The following is a 21,809-nucleotide window of genomic DNA, read 5'->3' on the forward strand; positions in this document are numbered from 1 at the left end:
CCCCCTCCTATGAGGGGGCTAAACGCTGTCCACGGGGCGGCAAAGAACGTCCGGGGGTACTGCCGGTAACCGGTGCCGCGGGGCTACGTTCTGCCCGCAGTCCCACCCCGATCCCCCGAGTGTCATGCTCATGACCGCGCCTCCGTCCGCCGCTACGCGCGTCACGTGCCTGCACCCCATACGAGATCCCCACTCCCGATGGAGGCAGTACCCATGCGCGAGCCACGCCTGCGAAGACTCCTGAGCGTCGCCGTCCCCGCCCTCACCCTCACCGTCGCCGGACTCCTCGCGGCCCCCGCGGCCGGTGCCCAGCCCGCCGCCCGCACCGCGGCGGCCACCTCCCGCACCACCCAGAACGCCAAGGCCCTCACCGCCCCCGACCGGCAGACCGTCCACTCCACCGGCACGGCGGGCGAGAAGGTCCCCACCACCCACCTCTGCGGCGAGCCGGCCCCCGGCCACGCCACCTGCTTCGCCCAGCGCCGCACCGACATCAAGCAGCGCCTCGCCACCGCCCTCGCCGCCGCGGCCGCCGCACCCTCCGGCCTCAGCCCCGCGAACCTGCACAGCGCCTACAACCTGCCCTCGACCGGCGGCTCCGGGCTGACCGTCGCCGTCGTCGACGCCTTCAACGACCCCAACGCCGAGTCCGACCTCGCCACCTACCGCTCCACCTACGGCCTGTCCGCCTGCACCAAGGCCAACGGCTGCTTCAAGCAGGTCAGCCAGACCGGCTCCACCACCTCGCTGCCCACCAACGACACCGGCTGGGCCGGCGAGGAGGCGCTCGACCTCGACATGGTCAGCGCCGTCTGCCCCAACTGCAACATCACCCTCATCGAGGCCAACTCCGCCACCGACGCCGACCTCGGCACCGCCGAGAACGAGGCCGTCGCCCTCGGCGCCAAGTTCGTCTCCAACAGCTGGGGCGGCGGCGAGTCCTCCTCCCAGACCGGCGAGGACACCTCCTACTTCAAGCACCCCGGCGTCGCCATCACCGTCAGCGCGGGCGACTCCGCCTACGGCGCCGAATACCCGGCCACCTCCCAGTACGTGACCGCCGTCGGCGGCACCGCCCTCGCCACCTCCTCCACCACCCGGGGCTGGACCGAGTCCGTCTGGCACACCTCCAGCACCGAGGGCACCGGCTCCGGCTGCTCCGCGTACGACCCCAAGCCGAGCTGGCAGACCGACACCGGCTGCGCCAAGCGCATGGAGGCGGACGTCTCCGCCGTCGCCGACCCGGCCACCGGCGTCGCCGTCTACGACACCTACGGCGGCTCCGGCTGGGCGGTCTACGGCGGCACCAGCGCCTCCGCCCCGATCATCGCGGGCGTCTACGCCCTGGCCGGCACCCCGGGCTCCGGCGACTACCCGGCGAAGTACCCCTACAGCCACACCGGCAACCTGTACGACGTCACCAGCGGCAGCAACGGCACCTGCTCCACCTCCTACTTCTGCACCGCCAGGACCGGCTACGACGGCCCGACCGGCTGGGGCACCCCCAACGGCACCACCGCCTTCACCGCCGGCACCGCCACCGGCAACACGGTGACCGTCACCAACCCCGGCAGCCGCTCCACCACCACCGGAAGCGCGGTCAGCCTCCAGATCAGCGCCACCGACAGCGCGGGCGCCACCCTCACCTACAGCGCCTCGGGCCTGCCGGCCGGCCTGTCCATCGGCAGCACCACCGGCAAGATCACCGGTACGGCGTCCACCGCCGGCACCTACCAGGTCACCGTCACCGCCACCGACTCCACCGGCGCCTTCGGCTCGGCCTCCTTCACCTGGACCGTCGGCTCCTCCGGCAGCACCTGCACCGCAGCCCAACTGCTCGGCAACCCCGGCTTCGAGTCCGGCAACACCGTCTGGACCGCCGGCTCCGGCGTCATCACCACCTCCGGCAGCGAGGCCCCCCACACCGGCTCCTCCTACGCCTGGCTGGACGGCTACGGCTCCTCGCACACCGACACCCTCTCCCAGGCGGTGACGGTCCCGAGCGGCTGCAAGGCGACCCTCACCTTCTACCTGCACATCGACACCGCCGAGACCTCCACCGGCACGCAGTACGACAAGCTCACCGTCACGGCCGGCTCGACCACCCTGGCCACCTACTCCAACCTCGACGCCGCCACCGGCTACACCCAGAAGTCCCTCGACCTCTCCGCCTACGCGGGCTCCACCGTCACCCTGAAGTTCAGCGGGGTCGAGGACTCCAGCCTCCAGACCAGCTTCGTCCTCGACGACACGGCCGTCACCACCGCCTGACCCGGCCGCACCGGTATCACCCGTATCACCCGTACGCCCGGCACGGATCCAGGCGTACGGGTGGTACGTCGAAGGGGGAGAAAGGAGGCCCCCATGCGCCGTACGACCCCTTCCACCGCCCTCGCCCTCGTGGTGCTGACGCTCGCCTTCGCCGGCTGCGGCACCGAGAGCGACGGCGCCTCGGCACCCCCGCCCTCCTCGACGACGGCCACCGACGAGGACTGCACCGCCACCCCGCCCGCCGAACTCACCGCCGCCGACACCGGCCGCACCTTCTGCCTGGCCGTCGGCGGACAGCTCCGCCTGAACCTCGACGGCACCAAGGAACGCCCCTGGTCCGCGGTCACCACCACCGGTGACGTGCTGAAACCCACCAACGCCGGCATCGTCGTGCTGCCCGGCGACGCCCTCGCCGCCTACGACGCGGTGGCCCCCGGCACCACCCGCCTCAGCGCCTCCCGCCCCCTGTGCGCCCCACCCACCGGGGCGAGCCAGGTCGCCTGCAAGGGCATCGAGGAATGGACGGTCACCGTCCGCGTGACCGGGTGAGTGGCGACCCGCGGTTCACGTCGCCAGATGCCGGACCTGGTCCCACAGCACCGGGTCCATCACGCCCACCCGGCGCCGGAAGTCCGCCACCGGGACCTGCCGCAGCTCGTCCGTCTCCAGGAAGCCGGGCCGCCCCCGCGCGTCACCCACCGCGCCCGGCGGCAGCGGGATCACCCCCGCCCGCCCGTCCCGGTACCTGCTGGTGATCTTCGCGACGGTCACCCGTTCGCCCCGCACCCCCAGCACCAGACACGGCCGGTCCTTCTGCCCGGGCCCGTCCTCGAACGGCACGTTCGCCCACCAGATCTCCGCCGGCCGCGGCCGCCCCCGGACCCCGCGCCCGCGGACAGCCCGCCCCGGCGGCCGGGTCCTGCGCCCCTCGGGACGCCGCCCGCGCCCCCAGCCGTCGACGAGCGCGGCGACCAGCGCCAGCAGTACCACCGCGGCGAGCGCGAGCCACCAGGACGTGTCCACGGGACGACGTTACCGGCGCGCGCACGGCATCGCGCGCCCCTGTTCACGCCTCACACACCCCTGGTCCAGCCGAACCGGTGACAGCACAGGTGAGTTCGCCCACAACAGCCCCTGGCGGAGGAGCGACCCGGGGTTTTGCGCCTTACGCTCGACAAACCGCACGACCCCCGTCGCCCCACATCCCTCGCACCACTTTCATATCCCGCCAGCGGAGGTTTCTGCTTTATGAAGCTCACCGTCGTCGGCTGCTCGGGGTCGTTTCCGTCCGCGGAATCGGCCTGCTCGAGCTACCTCGTCGAGGCCGACGGCTACAGGCTGCTTCTCGACATGGGCAACGGCGCCCTCGGCGAGCTGCAGCGTCACTGCGGTCTCTACGACCTCGACGCGATCTTCCTGAGCCATCTGCACGCCGACCACTGCATCGACATGTGCGCCTATTTCGTCGCGCGCTACTACCGCCACGACGGCGGGCGCTGCGACCCCATCCCGGTCTACGGCCCCGAAGGCACCGAACACCGCCTGACCACGGCCTACGCCGACACCCCCTCCGCCTCCTCGATGAGCGAGGTGTTCGACTTCCACACGGTCAAGCCGTCCACCTTCGAGATCGGCCCGTTCACCGTGCACACCGAGCGCGTGGCCCATCCCGTCGAGGCGTACGGCATCCGCGTCGAGCACGGCGGCCGGTCGCTCACCTACTCCGGCGACACCGGCCTCAGCCCGGCCCTGGAGGACCTCGCCCGCGACACCGACCTCTTCCTGTGCGAGGCCGCCTTCACCCACGGCAAGGAGAACATCCCCGACCTCCACCTCAACGGCCGCGAGGCCGGCGAGACGGCGGCCCGGGCCGGCGCGAGACGCCTCGTGCTGACCCACATCCCCCCGTGGACCGACCCCCGGGTCAACCTCGCCGACGCCCGCGAGGTCTTCGCCGGCCCGGTGGAACTGGCGGCGCCGAGGGTGTCGTACGAGATCTAGATCCGCCCCGCCGCCGTACGAGGTTCAGGCGCACGGCGGCGCAGAAGGCCCCGGAGCACGCTGCTCCGGGGCCTTCTGCGTCGACAGTCGGGCTATGCCTTCGTCAGGTCCTCGATCTCCTCCTCGGGCTCACGGCCCGGGGTGGGGAGGTTGAACCTCGTGATGGCGAAGCGGAAGACGAAGTAGTAGATCGCGCCGAAGACCAGACCGACGGGGATGATCAGCCAGGGCTTGGTGGCCAGGTTCCAGTTCAGGGCGTAGTCGATGAAGCCGGCCGAGAAGGTGAAGCCGGTGTGCACACCGAGCGCCCAGGTGACCGCCATCGACAAGGCGGTGAGCACCGCGTGGATGGCGTACAGCAGCGGGGCGATGAACATGAACGAGAACTCGATCGGCTCGGTCACACCGGTCACGAACGAGGTCAGCGCGACCGAGATCATCATGCCCAGCACGGCCTTGCGGCGCTCGGGGCGGGCGGTGTGGGCGATGGCGAGCGCGGCGGCCGGCAGACCGAACATCATGATCGGGAAGAAGCCCGTCATGAACTGGCCGGCGGTCGGGTCCCCGGCGAAGAACCGGGTGAGGTCGCCGTGGACGATGTCGCCGGAGGCCTCCTTGAAGTCACCGAGCTGGAACCAGGCGACCGAGTTCACGAACTGGTGCATGCCGACCGGGATCAGCGCGCGGTTGATCAGGCCGAACAGCCCGGCGCCGAAGGCACCGAGACCGGTGACCCACTCGCCGACGTCCGAGATGCCCTCGCCGATCGGCTTCCAGACCAGGCCGAAGAAGACACCCATGAGCGTGCCGACGAACGCCATGATGATCGGCACCAGCCGGCGGCCGTTGAAGAAGCCGAGCCAGTCGACCAGCTTCTTGCGGTGGTACCGCTGCCACAGCACCGCCGAGAGCAGACCCATCAGGATGCCGCCGAGGACACCGGGGTTGTTGTAGGTGGCGGCTATGTCGGCGCCCGCCTGGACCTTCGCCTCGGTGACCGGGAACGCCTTCAGTACGTTGCTGTAGACCAGGAAGCCCACCAGCGCGGCGAGGGCGGTCGAGCCGTCCGCCTTCTTGGCGAAACCGATGGCGACGCCGATGCAGAACAGCATCGGGAGGTTGTCGAAGATGGCGCCGCCGGCCGTGCCGAACACCGCCGTGACCTTGTCGGGCAGGTGGAGCTTGTCTTGCACGTCCGTCTGCCCGAAGCGGAGCAGGATGCCTGCCGCCGGGAGCACGGCGATGGGGAGCTGAAGGCTGCGGCCGACCTTCTGCAGGCCCTGGAGCAGGCCGGATCCCCGCTTCTTGGCGGGGGCCGCCGATGGCGCGGTGGCGGTGGTCATGGTTCCTCCATCTGGGTGATGGTCTACACCACTCAGTGGTGTAGACCATGTTGTAGCAGATGAAGAAGAGATAAGGAACCCGCTGCGCGCGGCGGAAATCGCCCACGGTGTTGGCGACCGCCTGCCGGGTGGTGTAGACCAGTTCCGGACGATTGGGTTGCTGTCGATCGGGTTGCCGTGACGTCATCCTTCGGTACGCACGACACAATCGCTCGCGAAGCTGGGCCACCTGTGCGTGAGGAGACCGACATGGCCACCAAGGCAGAGAAGATCGTCGCCGGACTCGGCGGCATCGACAACATCGAGGAGATCGAGGGCTGCATCACCCGCCTGCGGACCGAGGTCTCCGACCCCTCCCTCGTCGACGACGCCGCCCTCAAGGCCGCCGGCGCCCACGGCGTCGTCAAGATGGGCACCGCCATCCAGGTCGTCATCGGCACCGACGCCGACCCGATCGCCGCGGAGATCGAAGACATGATGTGACCGGTGACCGGTGACCGGTGACCGGTGACCGGTGACCGGCCCGGTCACGGGCAAGGGACCCCTCCCGCACGATCACCGCGCGGGAGGAGCCCCCACCCCGTCTACGGCTAGGCTCGGCGCCATGTCACGCATCGACGGCCGCACCCCCGAACAGCTCCGCCCCGTCACCATCGAACGCGGTTGGAGCAAGCACGCAGAGGGCTCGGTCCTCATCTCCTTCGGCGACACCAAGGTCTTCTGCACCGCCTCCGTCACCGAAGGCGTCCCCCGCTGGCGCAAGGGCAGCGGCGAGGGCTGGGTCACCGCCGAGTACTCCATGCTTCCCCGCGCCACCAACACCCGCGGCGACCGCGAGTCCGTGCGCGGCAAGATCGGCGGCCGCACCCACGAGATCTCCCGCCTCATCGGCCGCTCCCTGCGCGCCGTCATCGACTACAAGGCGCTCGGCGAGAACACCATCGTCCTCGACTGCGACGTCCTCCAGGCCGACGGCGGCACCCGCACCGCCGCCATCACCGGCGCGTACGTCGCCCTCGCCGACGCCGTCGCCTGGGCCCAGGGCAGGAAGCTGATCCGGGCCGGCCGCCAGCCGCTCATCGGCACGGTCTCCGCCGTCTCCGTCGGCATCGTCGGCGGCGTCCCCCTCCTCGACCTCCGCTACGAGGAGGACGTCAAGGCCGAGACCGACATGAACGTCGTCTGCACCGGCGACGGCCGCTTCGTCGAGGTCCAGGGCACCGCCGAGGCCGAGCCGTTCGCCCGCGAGGAACTCAACTCCCTGCTGGACCTGGCCGTCTCCGGATGCCGGGAACTGACCGCCCTCCAGCGCGCGGCCCTTGATACCGTCCTCGAAAAGTAAAGGGCGTACCAAGAGAAGTGGTGCGCGGTGGCAACCTCACCGCGCACCACGGCGTCTTGGGCAGTACGCACCGCAGTTCAACGGGGAGGATCACCGCAATGGCCAAGACCGCGAGCCGCCGACACCGGGGCCGAGGCCGCCGTACCGCCATCGCCGCGAGCGCCGCGGCCGTCGCCCTCACCCTGGGCTTCACGGTCACCGGCTGCGACGCCGTCAACAAGGCCCTGGACTGCGTCCAGACCGCCGACGCCATCGCCGACAGCGTCACCGACCTCCAGCAGGCCGTGGAGAACGCGTCGAACGACCCGACCCAGCTCGACGAGTCCCTCACCTCCATCGAGAACGACCTCGGCCAGATCGGCGACAAGACGGACAACACCGACGTCAACAAGGCCGTCGACGACCTGCGCACGGCCGTGAAGAACGTCCGTACGGCCGTGGACAACGGCGACGCCACCCCCGACCTCAGCCCGGTCACCGACGCGGCGGGCGAACTGACCAAGGTCTGCACGCCGTAACGACCGGTGGCGGGACCCGGTGGCGGGGCTCGGGATACTGGGGGACATGACCCGCCTGATCCTCGCCACCCGCAACGCCGGAAAGATCACCGAACTCAGGTCGATCCTCGCCGACGCAGGCCTGCCGCACGACCTCGTCGGCGCGGACGCCTACCCGGAGATCCCCGACGTCAAGGAGACCGGAGTGACGTTCGCCGAGAACGCCCTCCTCAAGGCCCACGCCCTCGCCCGGGCCACCGGCCTGCCCGCCGTCGCCGACGACTCCGGCCTCTGCGTGGACGTCCTGAACGGCGCCCCCGGCATCTTCTCCGCCCGCTGGTCCGGCACCCACGGCGACGACCGGGCCAACCTGGACCTGCTCCTCGCCCAGCTCTCCGACATCGCCGACGAACACCGGGGCGCCCACTTCGCCTGCGCGGCGGCGCTCGCGCTGCCGGACGGCACGGAGAGGGTGGTCGAGGGCCGCCTGACGGGCACCCTGCGCCACACCCCGGCCGGCACGAACGGCTTCGGCTACGACCCGATCCTCCAGCCGGCCGGCGAAACCCGCACCTGCGCGGAACTGACGGCCGAGGAGAAGAACGCGATCAGCCATCGGGGGAAGGCGTTCCGGGGGTTGGTGCCGGTGGTTCGGGAGCTGCTGGGCTGACTCAAGGAGCCAGGCCCCGCACCTTTGAATCGAAGGTGCGGGGCCTGTTTCGAAGTGCGCCCGGTCGGATTTGAACCGACAACACCAGGCTTCTAAGGCCTGTCTCTCTGCCGTTGGAGTACGAGCGCATGTACCGCGCTCTACCTTACTGGGCGAGGGGGCCCGGGACTACGAGCTTCGCCTTCGGCCCCCTCGATACCAGGTTGCGGTGACAGAGTGGCAGTTGGGGCACAACAACCGCAGGTTCTCCCGCCGGTCGTCGCTCCAGTCCCCGTTGATGTGGTCGACCTCCAGGGTCATGGGCCTGCCGAGCCACTCGGGGCCGACGCCGCAGCCCACGCACAGTTCCGGCACACCAACCTCCCGGAGCGCACGACGCAGTAGTGCGGCACTCGTCCGGCGCTTGCCCTCATGGCTGACCAGGATTTCCGCAGGATCCTTGGCGTTGTGGCTCCGCTTGCCGCGCCGGTGCCCTTGTCCGAGGAAATGGGCTGTCGAGATGCCCGCTTCGACGGTCCACCGGCGCAGCAGTGTGCGTTGCCAGTGGTTGTTGGGGCGACCCAAGTGCAGTAATGCTTCCGCGAGTGATGTCGATCCGGTGATCGCCCGACGTAGTTCGTCGCGTGTGGGCTGGGAACGCCTCACCGGGCGTCCCGGCCACGGCCCTTGCCGCGCCCTCGGTAGGTGTCCGTCGTGGAGTGGCAGTTCGGGCAGAGAAGGCGAAGGTTGGCGATGCGGTTGTCCCGCCAGTTGCCGTCGATGTGGTCGACCTCCAGAGGCAGCGGTTGCCCCTGCCACACGGCCTCGATCCCGCACAGGGCGCAGCGCTCTTCCTGGCCTTGCGCGAGCAACGCTCGCTTGAGGCGATCGCTCGGCACGCGGCGTGCGTGGGCGTCCCGCGACTCGACGAGCAGTGCTTCCGGCATCCGGCGACGCGTCGCGTCACCACCCCTGGGTGGCACGCGAAAGTGCGACGTGTCGATCCCGTACGCCTTGATCCGGCGGCTGATGTGCGTGTGGTGACCGCCGACCACCTCCAGCCCGAGATGCCGCAGCACCTCGCACATGTTTGTCGAGGCGGCGACGGCGGACTCGAGGATCTCCCTCGTCCACTTCACCTCCCGCTCGAAGTGCGAGGTATCCACGCCCAGCTTCCTCATCCGCTCCCGGATGTAGCCCCGAGTCGGGCTCCCCGGCTCCACGCCCAGCCGCTCCAGCGCCTCCGACAGCGTCCGCGCCACCCGAGCCGCCTCCTCCAGCCGCTCCTTGCTGTACGCACTCGCGCCCATCAAACCCCCTCCGTATCCGGCCACCCGTTCGTGGTCTCGTACGGAGTAACGAACCGTTTATCGGACGCGGGGGAACAGGGGGCCTCAGATCCCCAGATCCTTGATGATCTTGGCTACGTGACCCGTCGCCCGGACGTTGTAGAAGGCGTGCGCGACCTTGCCCTCCTCGTCGACGACGATCGTGGAGCGGATCACGCCCAGGTACGTCTTGCCGTAGTTCTTCTTCTCGCCGAAGGCCCCGTACGCGTCGAGGACCGTCTTCTCGGGGTCGGCCAGAAGGGTGACCTTCAGGGACTCCTTCTCGCGGAACTTGCCGAGCTTCTCGGGGCTGTCCGGGGAGATGCCGATGACGTCGTAGCCGGCGTCGGCCAGGAGGTCGAGGTTGTCCGTGAAGTCGCAGGCCTGCTTGGTGCAGCCGGGGGTCAGCGCCGCCGGGTAGAAGTACACGATGACCTTGCGGCCCTTGTGGTCCGACAGGGACACCTCGTTGCCGTCGGCGTCGGGGAGGGTGAAGGCGGGGGCCACGTCCCCGGGCTGGAGTCGCTCGCTCATCGGTCCAGCGTAACCGGGGGTCCTGACCGTGCGGTCCCGGGCAGAGCTGACAGACTGTCCAGAACAGGTATCGCAACAACGTATCGGCTGACTTCGGAGGCCTCACCGTGGCGGACACGTCGGACACCAGAACCCCGGCGCAGATCGAGGCGGACATCAAGGCCCGCCGTGCGAAGCTCGCCGAGACGCTGGACGAGATCGGGGTGCGGGTGCACCCGAAGACCATCGTCGGGGACGCCAAGGCCAAGGTCGTCGCCAACGTGGACCACACCCTCGGCAAGGCCTACGTCCAGGCCAACCGGGTGGTGACGGACGTCAGGGCGCAGTTCGTGGACGAGGACGGCGCGCCGCGGCTGGAGCGGGTCGTGCCGGTGGTGCTCGTCGTGGTCGGCGTGGTCGGGCTGCTCGCGCTGAGCGGCCGGCGACGGAAGGCGTGAGGAGCCACCCCGTGGCCCACCGGGTACCCCGGCCGGTGGCCCACCCGGTAGCCCTCCCGTACGGCGAAGGCAGGTAGGTTCGAGGCGTGAGCGGTAACAGAAGCGACCACAGCGGTCCTCAGCACGACAAGCTTCCCATCCGGATGCTCCACGACCGTGTCCTCGTACGGCAGGACACCAGTGAGGGCGAGCGCCGCTCCGGCGGCGGGATCCTGATCCCCGCCACGGCGGCGGTGGGCCGCCGCCTGGCGTGGGCGGAGGTCGTCGCGGTGGGGCAGAACGTACGCACCGTGGAGCCGGGCGACCGGGTCCTGTACGACCCGGAGGACCGGGCCGAGGTGGAGGTGCGGGGCGTGGCGTACGTCCTGATGCGCGAGCGCGACCTGCACGCGGTGGCCGCGGACCGGTTCGAGGGCTCGGAGGACACGACCGGCCTCTACCTCTGAATAAATGGCCGAAAGGGGCTGGTGACCCTCGTCACCAGCCCCTTTTGCCGTTTCTTTGCTGGCGTGGAAGTACCCGACCGGCATGGCGGTGCTGGGGGAGCCCGTCACCGCCGCCCGGATCTTCTTCGTGGCCCTGCTGCTGGTCGCCGTGATCGGTCTCAAGGCGACCGGGAAGCACTGAGGCCCCGTCCGGCTGCCCTGCGTCCGGCTGCCCCTAGTCCTAGCCGATCTCTCTGCGGGTCGTGAGCTGCGTCCCCGTCCCCGTCGTCGTGCCCTGGGGGCCGCCCGGGGTACCGGTGTCGCCGGTGCCGGCGGTGGTGCCCGCGTCCCCGGTGCCGGTGGTGGTGCCCGCGTCGCCCGTGCCGGTGGTGGTGCCGGCGTCCCCGGTGCCGCCGTCGGCGGTCCCGGTGGAGGTGCCGCCGCCAGGGGTGCCGCCGGTCGTGCCGGTGGTGGCCGAGCCGCCGTCGGTGCCGCCGCCGCCGGTCTGGCCCTGTGCCTGGCCCTGGTCGCCCTGGCCGCCGGCGGTGGTCCCGTCGCCGCTGGGGGAGGCGGCCGGGGAGGACGGGCCGGTGGGCAGACCGGTGTCCGCGGAGCCGGCCTGGAGGTCGAGGTCGAATGCGTGCACCTTGGTGTTCTTCAGGGCTTCCTTGGTGAACTGCGCCCAGATCTCGGTGGGCGCGCCGCCGCCGTTGATGCGGGCGAGGCCCATGGCGCCCTTGAGGGACTTGTGGGCGGCCGTCTCGGGGTCCTGGCCCATCACGGCGACGACGGTGGCGAGGTCGGGGGTGTACCCGGCGAACCAGGCGGCCTGGTCCTCCTCGGCGGTGCCGGTCTTGCCGGCGGCGGGGCGGCCGGCGGCGAGGGCGGCGGTGGCGGTGCCCTGGTTGACCACGCTCTGCAGGACGGAGGTGGTGGTGTCGGCGGCCTGGCGGCTGACGGCCTGGGTGGTCTTGCGCTTGGGCAGCTCGACCGTCTTGCCGTCCTTGGTGAGCTTGTCGATGATCGTGTACGTGCCGTGCTTGCCGTGGTTGGCGAGCGTGGCGTACGCCTCGGCCATGTCGAGGACGCTCGCGGTGGCGGTGCCGAGCGCGATGGACGGGTACGGCTGGAGGTCGGGGGTGTCGGTGGGCAGGCCCAGGGCGATCGCGGTCTGCTTGACCTTGGAGGGGCCGACGTCGACGGCCATCTGCGCGTACACGGAGTTCACGGACTTGTCCGTGGCCTGGCGCACGGTGATGTTGCCGTAGTTGACGTAGTCCTCGTTCTCGGGGGCGTAGCTGCCGCCGCTCCAGCCCTGCACGGGCCGCCTGTTGGTGCCGTCGTACACCGTGTTCGGCGTGATGGTGCGGCCGTCCTGGGTGGTGGAGTCGTTCTCGACGGCGGAGGTGAACACGAACGGCTTGAAGGTGGAGCCGACCTGGAAGTCCTGGCGGGTGGCGTTGTTGGTGTACTGCTTGATGTAGTCGATGCCGCCGTACAGGGCGAGGATCTTGCCGGTCTTGGGGTCGACGGCGGCGCCGCCCGCGCGGACGTAGGTGTCGACCTTGCGGTTCTTCTTGTCGAGCTTGTTCATCAGCTTGTCGTTGACGGCGTCGACGAAGGCGTTCTGCTTCTTCTTCTGGATGGTGGTGGTGATCCGGTAGCCGCCGGCGTCGAGCTTGTCCGAGGTGACGATCTTGTTGTCGAGCAGATAGTCCTTGATGGCGTTGACGAGGTAGCCGCGCTGTCCGGACATGCCGGTGGCGGCGCCCGAGGTCTCCTTCGGTGTGGGGAACTTCATGCCCTCGCGCTTGGACTTGTCGAGCCAGCCCTTGGTGACCATGCCGTCGAGGACGTAGTTCCAGCGGGCCTGGGCGGCCCTCTTGTTCTCGGGGTGGGCGATCACGTCGTACTCGCTGGGCGCGTTGACCAGCGCGGCGAGGTACGCGCCCTGTTCGGGGGTCAGGGTGGAGGCGTCGATGCCGTAGTAGGCCTTGGCGGCGGCCTCGATGCCGTACGCGTTGCGGCCGAAGTAGCTGGTGTTGAGGTAGCCCTCGAGGATCTCGTCCTTGGACTTCTCGCGGTCCAGCTTGATCGCGATGAAGAACTCCTTCACCTTGCGCTTGGCGGTCTGCTCCTGCGCGAGGTAGTAGTTCTTCACGTACTGCTGGGTGATCGTGGAACCGGACTGCTTGCCCTTGCCGGTCGCGGTGTTCCAGCCGGCCCGCAGCATGGCCTTGGGGTCGACGGCGGACTCGGTGTAGAAGTCGCGGTCCTCGGCGGCGAGGATCGCGTGCTGGGCGGCCTTGGAGATCTGCGAGAGGTCGACGCTCTCGCGGTTGATCTCGCCGTCGCGGGCGATCTCCGTGCCGTCCGCGTACAGGTAGACGTTGGACTGCTTGGTGGCGAGCGCGTTCGCCGGCGGGATCTTGACCGTGGAGTAGCCCAGGTAGAACAGGCCGATGAGGAGGAGCACACCGAGGACGAAGGTGGCGAGCACCATCCGCCAGGTGGGGATCAGCCGCCGCCAACCGGTGCGCTTGGGGCGCTTGGGCATCTTGGCCTCCCCCGGTTGTTCACTCGGTGCCCAGCCCTCGGTCGGCTGCTGCGGCTGCGGCTCGTCGCTCATGTGCTGCTCGGACTCCTGTTTCGCGTCGTACGTTCCCGTACGCCTCGTACGCCATCTGTCCCCCTGTTGGAGACTCTCGCACCAAGCGTTCCGTTCCCGGCAATCGGCACGCATCGTGCCGGAAAACGCGTGGCACGTCAGTGTGCCTGCGGGCTAGGCTCCTGCGCTTCGGTGTCGTAGAGGTGGACGAGCGGGCGAGGAGGAAGGTTGCCGTGGGTTCGGCGCGGTTGTACGCGGCCGTCGCAGCGGGGGGTTTCAGAAGGTACGCGACCTATCGGGCGGCCACGGCCGCGGGGGTGTTCACCAACACGGTTTTCGGCCTGATCCTCGTCTACACATACCTGGCGTTGTGGGACGAGCGGCCGCACCTCGGGGGCTATGACCAGGCCCAGGCGGTGACGTACGTGTGGCTGGGCCAGGCGCTGTTCGCGACGATGGCGATCCAGGGCGGCGGTTTCGAGGTCGATCTCATCGAGCGTATCCGTACGGGTGACATCGCGATCGACCTCTACCGTCCTGCGGATCTCCAGGGCTGGTGGCTGGCGAACGACGTGGGGCGGGCGGTGTTCCAGTTGCTGGGCCGCGGTGTGATCCCTTTCATCTTCGGGGTGTTGTGCTTCCCGACCGCGCTGCCGGGTGATCCGGGGACCTGGCTGGCCTTTCTGGTCACGCTGGTGCTGGCGATGATCGTCAGCTTCGGGATCCGGTTCCTGGTGGCGTTGAGCGGGTTCTGGCTGATGGACGGCCAGGGCGGGCTGCAGGTGCACATGGTCACGGGGATCTTCTGCTCGGGGATGGCCCTGCCGCTGAACGCGTTCCCGGGGGCGGTGGGCGAGGTCGTGCGGGTGCTGCCGTGGGCGGCGCAGTTGCAGATGCCCGCCGATGTGCTGATGGGGGAGGCGGATCCGCTGCCGGTGTTCGCCTTCCAGGCGGCGTGGGCGGCGGCGCTGCTGGCGGTGGGGCGGCTGGTGCAGTCGGCGGCGACCCGGCGGGTGGTGGTGCAGGGTGGCTGAGGATCTGCGGTTCGTCGAGTCCGGCCGGGTCCTGGAAGGGCTGCGGACGTATCGGATGATCGCCGGGATGTGGATCCGTTCCACGATGGCCTACCGGGCGTCGTTCGTGATGACGGCGCTCGGCGGGGCCCTGGTGACCGGGCTGGACTTTGTCGCGATCTTGCTGATGTTCTCCCGGGTGGACAGCCTGGGCGGGTACGCGCTGCCCGAGGTCGCCCTGCTGTACGGGCTGTCGGCGATCTCCTTCGGGATCGCGGACCTGGTGATGGGCTCGGCGGGCCGGCTGGGCACCCGGGTGCGGGACGGCACGCTGGACACGCTGCTGGTGCGGCCGGCGCCGGTGCTGGCGCAGGTCGCCGCGGACCGGTTCGCGTTGCGCCGGCTGGGCCGGGTCACCCAGGGCGCCGTCGTCCTCGGGTACGCCCTGTTCGCCCTGGACGTGCACTGGACGCCGGCGAAGGCGCTGCTGCTGCCGGTGACGGTGGTGTGCGGTGGGGTGATCTTCTGCGCGGTGTTCGTGGCGGGCGCGTCGTTCCAGTTCCTGGCGCAGGACGCCGCCGAGGTGCAGAACGCGTTCACGTACGGCGGTCAGACGCTGTTGCAGTACCCGCCGACGGTGTTCGGCAAGGAACTGGTGCGCGGGGTGACGTTCATGTTCCCGCTGGCCTTCGTCAACTGGGTGCCCGCCGCCTATGTGCTGGACCGGCCGTATCCGCTGGGGCTGCCGCAGTGGGCGGCGTTCGCCCCGCCGCTGGTGGCGGCGGGGTGCTGGGTACTGGCCGGACTGGCGTGGCGGACGGGGCTCAGGTCGTATCGCAGCACAGGGAGTTGAGGGTGAACAGGGAGCCAAGGGTGGACGGAGAGCCGAGGGCGGACGGGGACCTGACGCTGGACGGGGAGCTGACGGTGGACGGGGAGCTGACGGTGGACGGCGGGTCGCGGGGGGACGCCTTCATCGAGCTGGACCGGGTGGAGAAGGTCTTCGACGTGCGCAAGAAGACCGGCTTCCTGAAGCGGGAGGTGCGGCGGGTGCGGGCGGTCGACGCGATCTCGTTCACCGTGGCGCGCGGGGAGATGGTCGGCTACATCGGGCCCAACGGCGCGGGGAAGTCGACGACGATCAAGATGTTGACCGGCATCCTGGTGCCGAGCGGCGGCCGGCTGCGGGTGGCGGGCATCGACCCGTCCCGCGAACGGACCCGGCTGGCGCACCGCATCGGGGTGGTGTTCGGCCAGCGGACGACGCTCTGGTGGGACCTCCCGCTCATCGACTCCTACCGGCTGATGCACCGCATGTACCGCATCCCGGACGCCCGTTACCGCGAGAACCTCGACCGTCTGGTGCAACTCCTCCAGCTGGAAGCCCTGTTGGACGTCCCCGTGCGTCAGCTCTCGCTCGGTCAGCGGATGCGCGGCGACATCGCGGCGGCGCTGCTGCACGACCCCGACGTGCTCTACCTGGACGAGCCGACGATCGGTCTGGACGTCGTCTCCAAGGGGCGGGTGCGGGAGTTCCTGCGCGAGTTGAACGCCGAGCGCGGCACGACGGTCCTGCTCACCACCCACGACCTCCAGGACATCGAGCAGCTGTGCTCGCGGGTGATGGTCATCGACCACGGGCGACTGGTCTACGACGGCGGGCTCGCCGGGCTGCACGAGGCGGGGGAGAGCGAGCGGACCCTGGTGGTGGACCTGGAGCGGGAGCTGCCGCCGATCGAGGTGGCCGGCGCGCAGGTGGTGAAGGTGGAGGGGCCGCGGCAGTGGCTGGCGTTCCCGGCGTCGGCGTCGGCGGCCCCGCTGGTGGCGCGGATCGCGGCGGAGTACCCGCTGGTGGACCTGTCGGTGCGGGAGCCCGACATCGAGGCCGTCATCGCACGGATGTATGTCGAACGGGAGACCGTGGTGCCGGGCGGCCGGAACTCGTAGGCTGCCCGCATGACCGACGATGCGGCAGTCCCGGACCTGAGAGCATCCGACGCCGACCGTGAACGGGTCGCCGAGGTCCTGCGGGACGCCCTCGCCGAGGGCCGCCTCGACATGGCGGAGTTCGAGGAGCGGCTGGAACAGACGTACCGGGCGCGGACGTACGGCGAGTTGGCGCCGATCACCCGCGACCTGCCGGCCGCCGGGCTCGTGCCCGCCGTCTCGCTGCGCAAGGAGCCCGTGCCGGACGGGGCGTGGGCCGGGCGGACGGTCGGCGGCCAGGGGTCGTCGAGCTGGGCCGTGGCGGTGTTGTCGGGGTTCCAGCGCAAGGGGCGCTGGGTCGTGCCCCGGCGGTTCACGGCGGTCGCCTTCTGGGGCGGCGGGGAAATCGATCTGCGCGAGGCGGACTTCGCGGCCGGCGAGGTCGAGATCAGCTGCTTCGCGATCATGGGCGGCGTCCACATCGTGGTGCCGCCCGGGGTGGAGGTCGTGGTCCGGGGCATCGGGATCATGGGCGGCTTCGACCAGCGGGAGACGGGCGTGCCGGGCGAGCCGGGGGCACCCCGGGTGATCGTGAGCGGGTTCGCGTTCTGGGGCGGTGTCGGGGTGGAGCGCAAGCTGACCCGGGCGGCCCGCCGGCAGGCGAAGCTGGAGCGCAGGGCCGCCCGGGCGGACCTGCGCGAGGCCCGCCGGGACCGGCACCGGCACCTGGGGCACTGAGCCCGGCAGGCGCGACGGGCTCCGGGCTCCAGCGGCCGAGCCCTTCAGATCGGCCGAGCCCTTCAGATCGGTCAGGCCCGCCAGGCCGGTCAGGCCCCCAGGTCGGTCAGGTCCCCCACGTCCGCCAGGTCCGCCAGGTCCAGCGTCTGGGCCATCGTGCGGTAGCCGAGGTCGCTGGGGTGCAGACGGTCGCCCGAGTCGTACTCCGGGCGCAGGCTGCGGGGGTCGTACGGGTCGCGCAGGGCCTCGTCGAAGTCGACGACCGTGTCGTACACCCCGCCCTCGCGGATCGCGTCGTTGACCTGGCGGCGCACGTCCTCGCGGTCCGCGCGGTAGCCGCGGTGGCCGCGGAAGGGGGTGAGGGTGCTGCCGACGACCTTGATGCCGTGGGCGTGGGCGCGCGCGACGAGGGTGCGCAGTGCGGCCACGATCGCGTCGGGGTCGGCGCGGCCCGGGTCGCGGAGGATGTCGTTGACGCCGAGGTCGATGATCACGACCTTGACGTTCGGCCGGCCGAGGACGTCCCGTGCGAAGCGGTGCGGGCCGCTGGCGCCGCGGAGGGGGTCGTCGGCGAGGATCCGGTTGCCGCTGATGCCCTCGTTGACGACGCCGTAGCGGGGCGCGTCCGTGCCGGAGCGGGCGGCGCCGCGCAGCCGTTCGGCGAGGACGTCCGGCCAGCGCCGGTCGGCGTCGGCGGTGGCGGTCACCCCGTCGGTGATGGAGTCGCCGAGGGCGACGACGGTGCCCTCGGCCTCCGTGCCGAGGACGTCGAGCGCGGTGAGGTAGCGCCAGTGGACGGTGGTGCCGGTGTAGGCGGTGCCGGTCTCGTCCGCGGTGTGCTCGCCGTCGGCGACATAGCTGGTCTGCCGGGCGTGCGGGTGGTAGGTGACCGGGCCGGAGGAGGCGGGGGAGTAGGTGCTGACGACGACGTCGCAGTCGTGCGGGACGGCGAGGGCGACCGGGTCGCTGACGGTCTGGCCGCCGGGCGGGACGGTGACCGTGGTGGCGCCGCCGAAGGTGAGCCGGCGCAGCGTGCCGGGGGCCGTCGCGGGGCCGTGGTCGCCGGCCGCGACGGCGAGGGTGGCGTGGGTGAGGGTGAGCGGCCGGGTGCCGTAGAGGTTGGACAGGGTGACGCGGGCGCCGGTGCCGCCGACGCTGGTGTGCACGAGGTTGCGGACCGTGCGGCCCGCCATGCCGGTGGTCTCGGTGCCGGGCTCGCCGCCGACGGGGGAGGCGCCCCAGGTGCCGACCCACACCCCGGTCGAGGCGGGGACGGCGGACCCGGCGCCGCCGGGGGGTGCCGCCGGGGCGGCGAGGGCGTCGCCGGTGCGCCGGCCGGGGCCGTGGTCGGCGGCGGCGACCGCGTAGATGGCGGCGGACAGGGCCACGACGAGGGCGACGACCGCGCACAGCAGCGCATAGCCCTTGTGCCTGGTCATGCGGGTCTGGTTCTCCTCGGTGCGGGAGCGCGCGGCTCCGGCGGACAGCGCAGGAGGTCACCGTCGAACTCCCCCGTACGAATGACGTCGGGAACTCTTGTTCCGTTCCGGGAGTCGGTCAAGCAGGGACAATATTTGCGTGCGGGACACGGGGGACCGGGGAACGGGTGGAGTTGTGGAGCGAACGGATGCGGGACCGACGGGGAAGACCCCGGCGCGTGCGATGACCGTCTTCAGTGCCGCCGACGAGGAGAAGCGGCGCGGCGTACGGCGGATGAAGCTGACCGCGGCCGGGCTGCTGCTGTTCGTCGCCGTGGTGTACGGCCTCGCGGAGTGGGCGTCCCACGCGGGCGCCGGCCCCTGGGCGGGGTATGTGGCGGCGGCGGCCGAGGCGGGCATGGTGGGCGCACTGGCCGACTGGTTCGCGGTCACCGCCCTCTTCCGGCACCCCCTCGGGCTGCCCATCCCGCACACGGCGATCATCCCGAACAAGAAGGACCAGCTGGGCGTCTCCCTGGGTGAGTTCGTCGGGGAGAACTTCCTCTCCGAGGACGTCGTACGGCAGCGGCTGCGCGCCGTCGGCATCGGCACCCGGCTCGGTTCCTGGCTGGCCGAGCCGGAGCACGCGGACCGGGTCACGGCCGAGCTGGCGACCGCCCTGCGGGGCGCCCTCACCGTGCTGCGCGACACCGACGTCCAGGCGGTGGTCAGCGAGGCGATCACCCGGCGGGCCGACGCCCAGGAGCTGGCGCCGGGCATGGGCAAGATGCTGGAGAGGATCGTCGCGGACGGCGGTCACCGGCGGGCGGTGGACCTGGTCGTGGCGCGGGCCTACGAGTGGCTGGTGCTGCACGGCGACTCGGTGGTGGACGCGGTGGAGGGCGGCGCCCCCGGCTGGACGCCCCGGTTCGTCGACAAGCGGATCGGCGAGCGCGTCTACAAGGAGCTGCTGCGCTTCTGCGCCGAGATGCGGGACATGCCCTCCCACCCGGCCCGCGGCGCCCTGGACCGCTTCCTGCGCGACTTCGCCGCCGACCTCCAGTCCGACACCGACACCCGGGCGCGGGTCGAGCGGCTCAAGGGCGAGGTGCTGGGCCGCGGCGAGGTCCAGGACCTGATCGCGTCCGCCTGGACCGCCGTACGCTCCATGATCGTCGCGGCGGCCGAGGACGAGCGCAGTGAGCTGCGGCTGCGGGTGCGGGCCTCGCTGCTCACGCTGGGCGCGCGGATGGCGACCGAGCCGAAGGTGCAGGAGAAGGTCGACCGCTGGGTGGAGGGCGCGGCGGTGCACGTCGTGACGACGTACCGCAAGGAGATCACCTCCCTCATCACCGACACGGTGGCGGGCTGGGACGCGGAGCACACCACCCGCAAGATCGAGGCCCACATCGGCCGCGACCTCCAGTTCATCCGCATCAACGGCACGGTGGTGGGCTCCCTGGCGGGGCTGCTGATCTACACGGTGGCGCGGGCGCTGGGGGCGTAGGACCTCCCGGCACGCGGGCGCTGGGGGCGTAGGACCTCCCGGCCGCGCCCTCCGGCGGGCGTACGCCGTGCGTCCGGGGGCATCCGGGAGGGCATGGCCACGACTGATCAGGCGGCGACCGGCCGCACCCTCACCACGGACATCCCGGCACGTCTGGACCGGCTCCCCCGGCCTCACGCGATCGCGAAGCAGACCCTTGGCTGGACCACCCGAAACTCCGCAACTCCGCACGCCTGAAGCCGCTGACCTCCTCTGTGGAGCATTCGGGGAGATCTCTCTGGGGAGCGCTCGAACTGGGGCCATACGGGACAGAACGATCTTGACAGGCCGTCGGGCGCCTTGATGGGCTGACCCAGCCGATCGGGGGATGGCACACACTCTGCGCTTCCGAGTTGGCGCATGCATCCGACCAGCTCTCCAGGAGTAGCACGCATGAAGAAAGTCGCCCATCTCGCCCTCGCGGCGCTGACCACGGTCTCGCTCGTCGGGCTGGCTTCCCCGTCCGCGGACGCCGCCACCAAGTGGTACTGCAGCGGCAATCTGACCAAGCGCTGTATCAGCCACAGTGGCGCCAAGGTCACGGTCAAGTTCTCGAACACGACCTCCAAGTCCGCCAAGGGCCAGTTCGGCGTCACGTGCGCCGGCCCCGACGGCCAGGACGCGAAGGTCCTCAAGGACGGCACGATCCCCGGCTACGACACCTTCTCGAAGTCGTACACGTGCCCGAAGGGCTTCCGTGACCACGCCACCGGCTGGCAGATGAGCAACGGCAAGGTCTACCGCACACCGGAGCTCAAGTTCTAGACCGTTCTGGACCCGTGCGCGTAGGAGGCGGGCGCCGCCGACGGTGCCCGCCTCGGACGCCCGGCTGATCGAGCGTGGCCTGCGCACCCGCGTTCGCAGGGGTGGACCCCGCGGTGCTTCCTCATGGTCCTGGCGACAGTCCTGACGCGTGCGGGACGTCCCAGTCCGGGCCGCGCCCGTCGCGCAGCACGGCTGTCCGCCTTGGGCCAGGCGGCGAGTGAGGTGATCGTCGGGCCGAAAGCGGTCAGAGCACATGGGGGCTCGCTGTCAGCGCCGCCACCGTGGTGGTGGCCCGCGCTGTAGGAAGTGATCGGTACGGCGGAGGGACCCCACTTCACCCGGCGAGGCTGGAAGCGCTTCCGCCGCGCGGTGGGGACGAGCCCCCATGGGTACCGGAGGTCGTTCCGGACGGGCGGTGCGGGGGCGGACGCGCGGACGGCCCCGTGAGGCCGCGGCGACGCTGCGGGCCGACCGGTTCCTCCCGCTGTACGGGCCCTTCGCCCTGTCCGTCGCCACCGCGGCGTCCCTCGGGGCCGGGCGGGTACCGGGCCGGGCAGCGGACACCACCCGGACCGGGCTGGACCGGCCGGACCGGGCTGGACCGGGGCGTCAGCCCCGCCGGTCCGCCACCGCCCACGAGGCCAGCGCAACAGCCCCCGCGACACCGAAGACGGCCGGCCAGGCGCCCACCTTCTTCGCCAGCGGATGCGACCCGGCGAAGGCGGCGACATACGCGGCGCCCAGCGCCCCCGCGGCCCTCCCGCCCGCCCGCTCGCGCCACTGCTGCGCGGCGGCGGCGCCCGCGGCGGCCAGCACCACCCCGCCCAGCTGCCGCTTCTTCGTCCACCGGGCCACCCCGTACCCCCCGACGAGCCCGCCGGCCGCGATCACCGAGCTGGGAACCCTCGCCATGTCTGCCTCCTTTGCACGGTCCTTCTCCTGCGCAAGAGGCTAACCACGCGGCACCC

General features: G+C 71.0%; 22 protein-coding genes and 1 tRNA gene. 15 read left to right on the top strand and 8 right to left on the bottom strand.

Annotated features, from left to right (window positions below):
* The first annotated feature begins 213 nt into the window (after positions 1-213).
* Together AQJ58_RS00600 and AQJ58_RS00605 are read left to right on the top strand one after the other, a co-directional pair.
* Positions 214-2,271, top strand: coding sequence for a putative Ig domain-containing protein (locus AQJ58_RS00600; RefSeq protein ID WP_067243762.1), 2,058 nt, complete (start codon positions 214-216; stop codon positions 2,269-2,271).
* A gap of 93 nt (positions 2,272-2,364) precedes the next feature.
* A complete protein-coding gene (locus tag AQJ58_RS00605; RefSeq protein WP_067243763.1) occupies positions 2,365-2,820 on the top strand; it encodes a hypothetical protein in 456 nt (151 codons plus the stop codon).
* Between the two features lie 15 nt (positions 2,821-2,835).
* Here the strand turns inward: AQJ58_RS00605 and AQJ58_RS00610 are convergent, their stop codons facing one another.
* Complete coding sequence (locus AQJ58_RS00610; RefSeq protein ID WP_067243764.1) at positions 2,836-3,294, bottom strand: type II toxin-antitoxin system PemK/MazF family toxin; 459 nt, start codon at positions 3,292-3,294, stop codon at positions 2,836-2,838.
* Positions 3,295-3,519: 225 nt separating this feature from the next.
* Between AQJ58_RS00610 and AQJ58_RS00615 the strand changes: the two genes are divergently transcribed.
* Entirely contained in the window at positions 3,520-4,272 is a 753-nt protein-coding gene (locus AQJ58_RS00615; protein WP_067243772.1) for an MBL fold metallo-hydrolase, read from the top strand.
* A 92-nt stretch (positions 4,273-4,364) separates the two neighbouring features.
* On the opposite strand, the gene AQJ58_RS00620 is transcribed toward AQJ58_RS00615, so the two are convergent.
* Positions 4,365-5,615, bottom strand: coding sequence for a PTS transporter subunit EIIC (locus AQJ58_RS00620; RefSeq protein ID WP_067243774.1), 1,251 nt, complete (start codon positions 5,613-5,615; stop codon positions 4,365-4,367).
* A 249-nt stretch (positions 5,616-5,864) separates the two neighbouring features.
* Here AQJ58_RS00620 and AQJ58_RS00625 point away from each other — a divergent pair, with 249 nt between their 5' ends.
* The 4 genes from AQJ58_RS00625 to rdgB all read left to right on the top strand — a co-directional run bounded on the left by AQJ58_RS00625 (position 5,865) and on the right by rdgB (position 8,124).
* On the top strand, positions 5,865-6,098 hold the full coding sequence (locus AQJ58_RS00625; protein WP_067243776.1) for a PTS sugar transporter subunit IIB: 234 nt from the start codon (positions 5,865-5,867) through the stop codon (positions 6,096-6,098).
* 121 nt (positions 6,099-6,219) lie between these two features.
* Positions 6,220-6,957 carry a ribonuclease PH gene (gene rph, locus AQJ58_RS00630; protein WP_067243777.1) on the top strand — a complete coding sequence of 246 codons (738 nt, stop codon included), beginning with the start codon at positions 6,220-6,222 and terminating at the stop codon, positions 6,955-6,957.
* A 98-nt stretch (positions 6,958-7,055) separates the two neighbouring features.
* Positions 7,056-7,475 (top strand): hypothetical protein, encoded by a 420-nt coding sequence (locus AQJ58_RS00635; protein ID WP_067243779.1) that lies wholly within the window; start codon positions 7,056-7,058, stop codon positions 7,473-7,475.
* A gap of 46 nt (positions 7,476-7,521) precedes the next feature.
* The gene (gene rdgB, locus AQJ58_RS00640) at positions 7,522-8,124 is read left to right on the top strand and encodes an RdgB/HAM1 family non-canonical purine NTP pyrophosphatase (RefSeq protein WP_067243780.1); all 603 of its coding nucleotides are present in this window, start codon (positions 7,522-7,524) and stop codon (positions 8,122-8,124) included.
* Positions 8,125-8,179: 55 nt separating this feature from the next.
* On the opposite strand, the gene AQJ58_RS00645 is transcribed toward rdgB, so the two are convergent.
* From AQJ58_RS00645 to bcp, 3 genes are all read right to left on the bottom strand, one after another.
* A tRNA-Leu gene (locus tag AQJ58_RS00645) sits at positions 8,180-8,252 on the bottom strand.
* 513 nt (positions 8,253-8,765) lie between these two features.
* Positions 8,766-9,413 (bottom strand): HNH endonuclease, encoded by a 648-nt coding sequence (locus AQJ58_RS00650; protein WP_067243782.1) that lies wholly within the window; start codon positions 9,411-9,413, stop codon positions 8,766-8,768.
* Between the two features lie 84 nt (positions 9,414-9,497).
* Entirely contained in the window at positions 9,498-9,965 is a 468-nt protein-coding gene (gene bcp / locus AQJ58_RS00655; RefSeq protein WP_067243783.1) for a thioredoxin-dependent thiol peroxidase, read from the bottom strand.
* Positions 9,966-10,072: 107 nt separating this feature from the next.
* Between bcp and AQJ58_RS00660 the strand changes: the two genes are divergently transcribed.
* Positions 10,073-10,402 (top strand): DUF3618 domain-containing protein, encoded by a 330-nt coding sequence (locus AQJ58_RS00660; protein WP_067243785.1) that lies wholly within the window; start codon positions 10,073-10,075, stop codon positions 10,400-10,402.
* 143 nt (positions 10,403-10,545) lie between these two features.
* On the top strand, positions 10,546-10,848 hold the full coding sequence (locus tag AQJ58_RS00665; protein ID WP_162252535.1) for a GroES family chaperonin: 303 nt from the start codon (positions 10,546-10,548) through the stop codon (positions 10,846-10,848).
* 220 nt (positions 10,849-11,068) lie between these two features.
* Here AQJ58_RS00665 and AQJ58_RS00670 read toward each other — a convergent pair whose 3' ends face one another.
* Positions 11,069-13,456, bottom strand: coding sequence for a transglycosylase domain-containing protein (locus tag AQJ58_RS00670; protein ID WP_067243787.1), 2,388 nt, complete (start codon positions 13,454-13,456; stop codon positions 11,069-11,071).
* A 212-nt stretch (positions 13,457-13,668) separates the two neighbouring features.
* Here AQJ58_RS00670 and AQJ58_RS00675 point away from each other — a divergent pair, with 212 nt between their 5' ends.
* The 4 genes from AQJ58_RS00675 to AQJ58_RS00690 all read left to right on the top strand — a co-directional run bounded on the left by AQJ58_RS00675 (position 13,669) and on the right by AQJ58_RS00690 (position 17,112).
* Positions 13,669-14,469 carry an ABC transporter permease gene (locus tag AQJ58_RS00675; protein WP_067245569.1) on the top strand — a complete coding sequence of 267 codons (801 nt, stop codon included), beginning with the start codon at positions 13,669-13,671 and terminating at the stop codon, positions 14,467-14,469.
* Between the two features lie 55 nt (positions 14,470-14,524).
* On the top strand, positions 14,525-15,301 hold the full coding sequence (locus AQJ58_RS00680) for an ABC transporter permease (RefSeq protein WP_067245571.1): 777 nt from the start codon (positions 14,525-14,527) through the stop codon (positions 15,299-15,301).
* Positions 15,302-15,387: 86 nt separating this feature from the next.
* Complete coding sequence (locus tag AQJ58_RS00685) at positions 15,388-16,395, top strand: ABC transporter ATP-binding protein (protein WP_067245574.1); 1,008 nt, start codon at positions 15,388-15,390, stop codon at positions 16,393-16,395.
* 9 nt (positions 16,396-16,404) lie between these two features.
* Positions 16,405-17,112: a DUF1707 SHOCT-like domain-containing protein gene (locus tag AQJ58_RS00690; protein WP_067243788.1), complete on the top strand. Its 708-nt coding sequence runs from the start codon at positions 16,405-16,407 to the stop codon at positions 17,110-17,112.
* An 89-nt stretch (positions 17,113-17,201) separates the two neighbouring features.
* Here the strand turns inward: AQJ58_RS00690 and AQJ58_RS00695 are convergent, their stop codons facing one another.
* Entirely contained in the window at positions 17,202-18,551 is a 1,350-nt protein-coding gene (locus AQJ58_RS00695) for an SGNH/GDSL hydrolase family protein (RefSeq protein WP_067243790.1), read from the bottom strand.
* Between the two features lie 223 nt (positions 18,552-18,774).
* Here AQJ58_RS00695 and AQJ58_RS00700 point away from each other — a divergent pair, with 223 nt between their 5' ends.
* Both AQJ58_RS00700 and AQJ58_RS00705 read left to right on the top strand, forming a co-directional pair.
* Entirely contained in the window at positions 18,775-20,037 is a 1,263-nt protein-coding gene (locus AQJ58_RS00700) for a DUF445 domain-containing protein (RefSeq protein WP_067243792.1), read from the top strand.
* 432 nt (positions 20,038-20,469) lie between these two features.
* A complete protein-coding gene (locus AQJ58_RS00705; RefSeq protein WP_067243794.1) occupies positions 20,470-20,841 on the top strand; it encodes a hypothetical protein in 372 nt (123 codons plus the stop codon).
* Positions 20,842-21,450: 609 nt separating this feature from the next.
* Here AQJ58_RS00705 and AQJ58_RS00710 read toward each other — a convergent pair.
* Positions 21,451-21,753 carry a hypothetical protein gene (locus AQJ58_RS00710; RefSeq protein WP_067243795.1) on the bottom strand — a complete coding sequence of 101 codons (303 nt, stop codon included), beginning with the start codon at positions 21,751-21,753 and terminating at the stop codon, positions 21,451-21,453.
* Positions 21,754-21,809: the final 56 nt, after the last annotated feature.

The sequence above is a fragment of the Streptomyces sp. DSM 15324 genome (genome assembly GCF_001514285.1).
Taxonomy (GTDB): domain Bacteria; phylum Actinomycetota; class Actinomycetes; order Streptomycetales; family Streptomycetaceae; genus Streptomyces.

Bases quoted from the DNA above. Each gene is read 5' to 3' on its own strand.
- AQJ58_RS00600 (WP_067243762.1), top strand. From the start codon at position 214: ATGCGCGAGCCACGCCTGCGAAGACTCCTGAGCGTCGCCGTCCCCGCC.
- AQJ58_RS00605 (WP_067243763.1), top strand. From the start codon at position 2,365: ATGCGCCGTACGACCCCTTCCACCGCCCTCGCCCTCGTGGTGCTGACG.
- AQJ58_RS00615 (WP_067243772.1), top strand. From the start codon at position 3,520: ATGAAGCTCACCGTCGTCGGCTGCTCGGGGTCGTTTCCGTCCGCGGAA.
- AQJ58_RS00620 (WP_067243774.1), bottom strand. From the start codon at position 5,615: ATGACCACCGCCACCGCGCCATCGGCGGCCCCCGCCAAGAAGCGGGGA.
- AQJ58_RS00625 (WP_067243776.1), top strand. From the start codon at position 5,865: ATGGCCACCAAGGCAGAGAAGATCGTCGCCGGACTCGGCGGCATCGAC.
- rph (WP_067243777.1), top strand. From the start codon at position 6,220: ATGTCACGCATCGACGGCCGCACCCCCGAACAGCTCCGCCCCGTCACC.
- AQJ58_RS00635 (WP_067243779.1), top strand. From the start codon at position 7,056: ATGGCCAAGACCGCGAGCCGCCGACACCGGGGCCGAGGCCGCCGTACC.
- rdgB (WP_067243780.1), top strand. From the start codon at position 7,522: ATGACCCGCCTGATCCTCGCCACCCGCAACGCCGGAAAGATCACCGAA.
- AQJ58_RS00650 (WP_067243782.1), bottom strand. From the start codon at position 9,413: ATGGGCGCGAGTGCGTACAGCAAGGAGCGGCTGGAGGAGGCGGCTCGG.
- bcp (WP_067243783.1), bottom strand. From the start codon at position 9,965: ATGAGCGAGCGACTCCAGCCCGGGGACGTGGCCCCCGCCTTCACCCTC.
- AQJ58_RS00665 (WP_162252535.1), top strand. From the start codon at position 10,546: ATGCTCCACGACCGTGTCCTCGTACGGCAGGACACCAGTGAGGGCGAG.
- AQJ58_RS00670 (WP_067243787.1), bottom strand. From the start codon at position 13,456: ATGAGCGACGAGCCGCAGCCGCAGCAGCCGACCGAGGGCTGGGCACCG.
- AQJ58_RS00680 (WP_067245571.1), top strand. From the start codon at position 14,525: ATGATCGCCGGGATGTGGATCCGTTCCACGATGGCCTACCGGGCGTCG.
- AQJ58_RS00690 (WP_067243788.1), top strand. From the start codon at position 16,405: ATGACCGACGATGCGGCAGTCCCGGACCTGAGAGCATCCGACGCCGAC.
- AQJ58_RS00695 (WP_067243790.1), bottom strand. From the start codon at position 18,551: ATGACCAGGCACAAGGGCTATGCGCTGCTGTGCGCGGTCGTCGCCCTC.
- AQJ58_RS00700 (WP_067243792.1), top strand. From the start codon at position 18,775: ATGACCGTCTTCAGTGCCGCCGACGAGGAGAAGCGGCGCGGCGTACGG.
- AQJ58_RS00705 (WP_067243794.1), top strand. From the start codon at position 20,470: ATGAAGAAAGTCGCCCATCTCGCCCTCGCGGCGCTGACCACGGTCTCG.
- AQJ58_RS00710 (WP_067243795.1), bottom strand. From the start codon at position 21,753: ATGGCGAGGGTTCCCAGCTCGGTGATCGCGGCCGGCGGGCTCGTCGGG.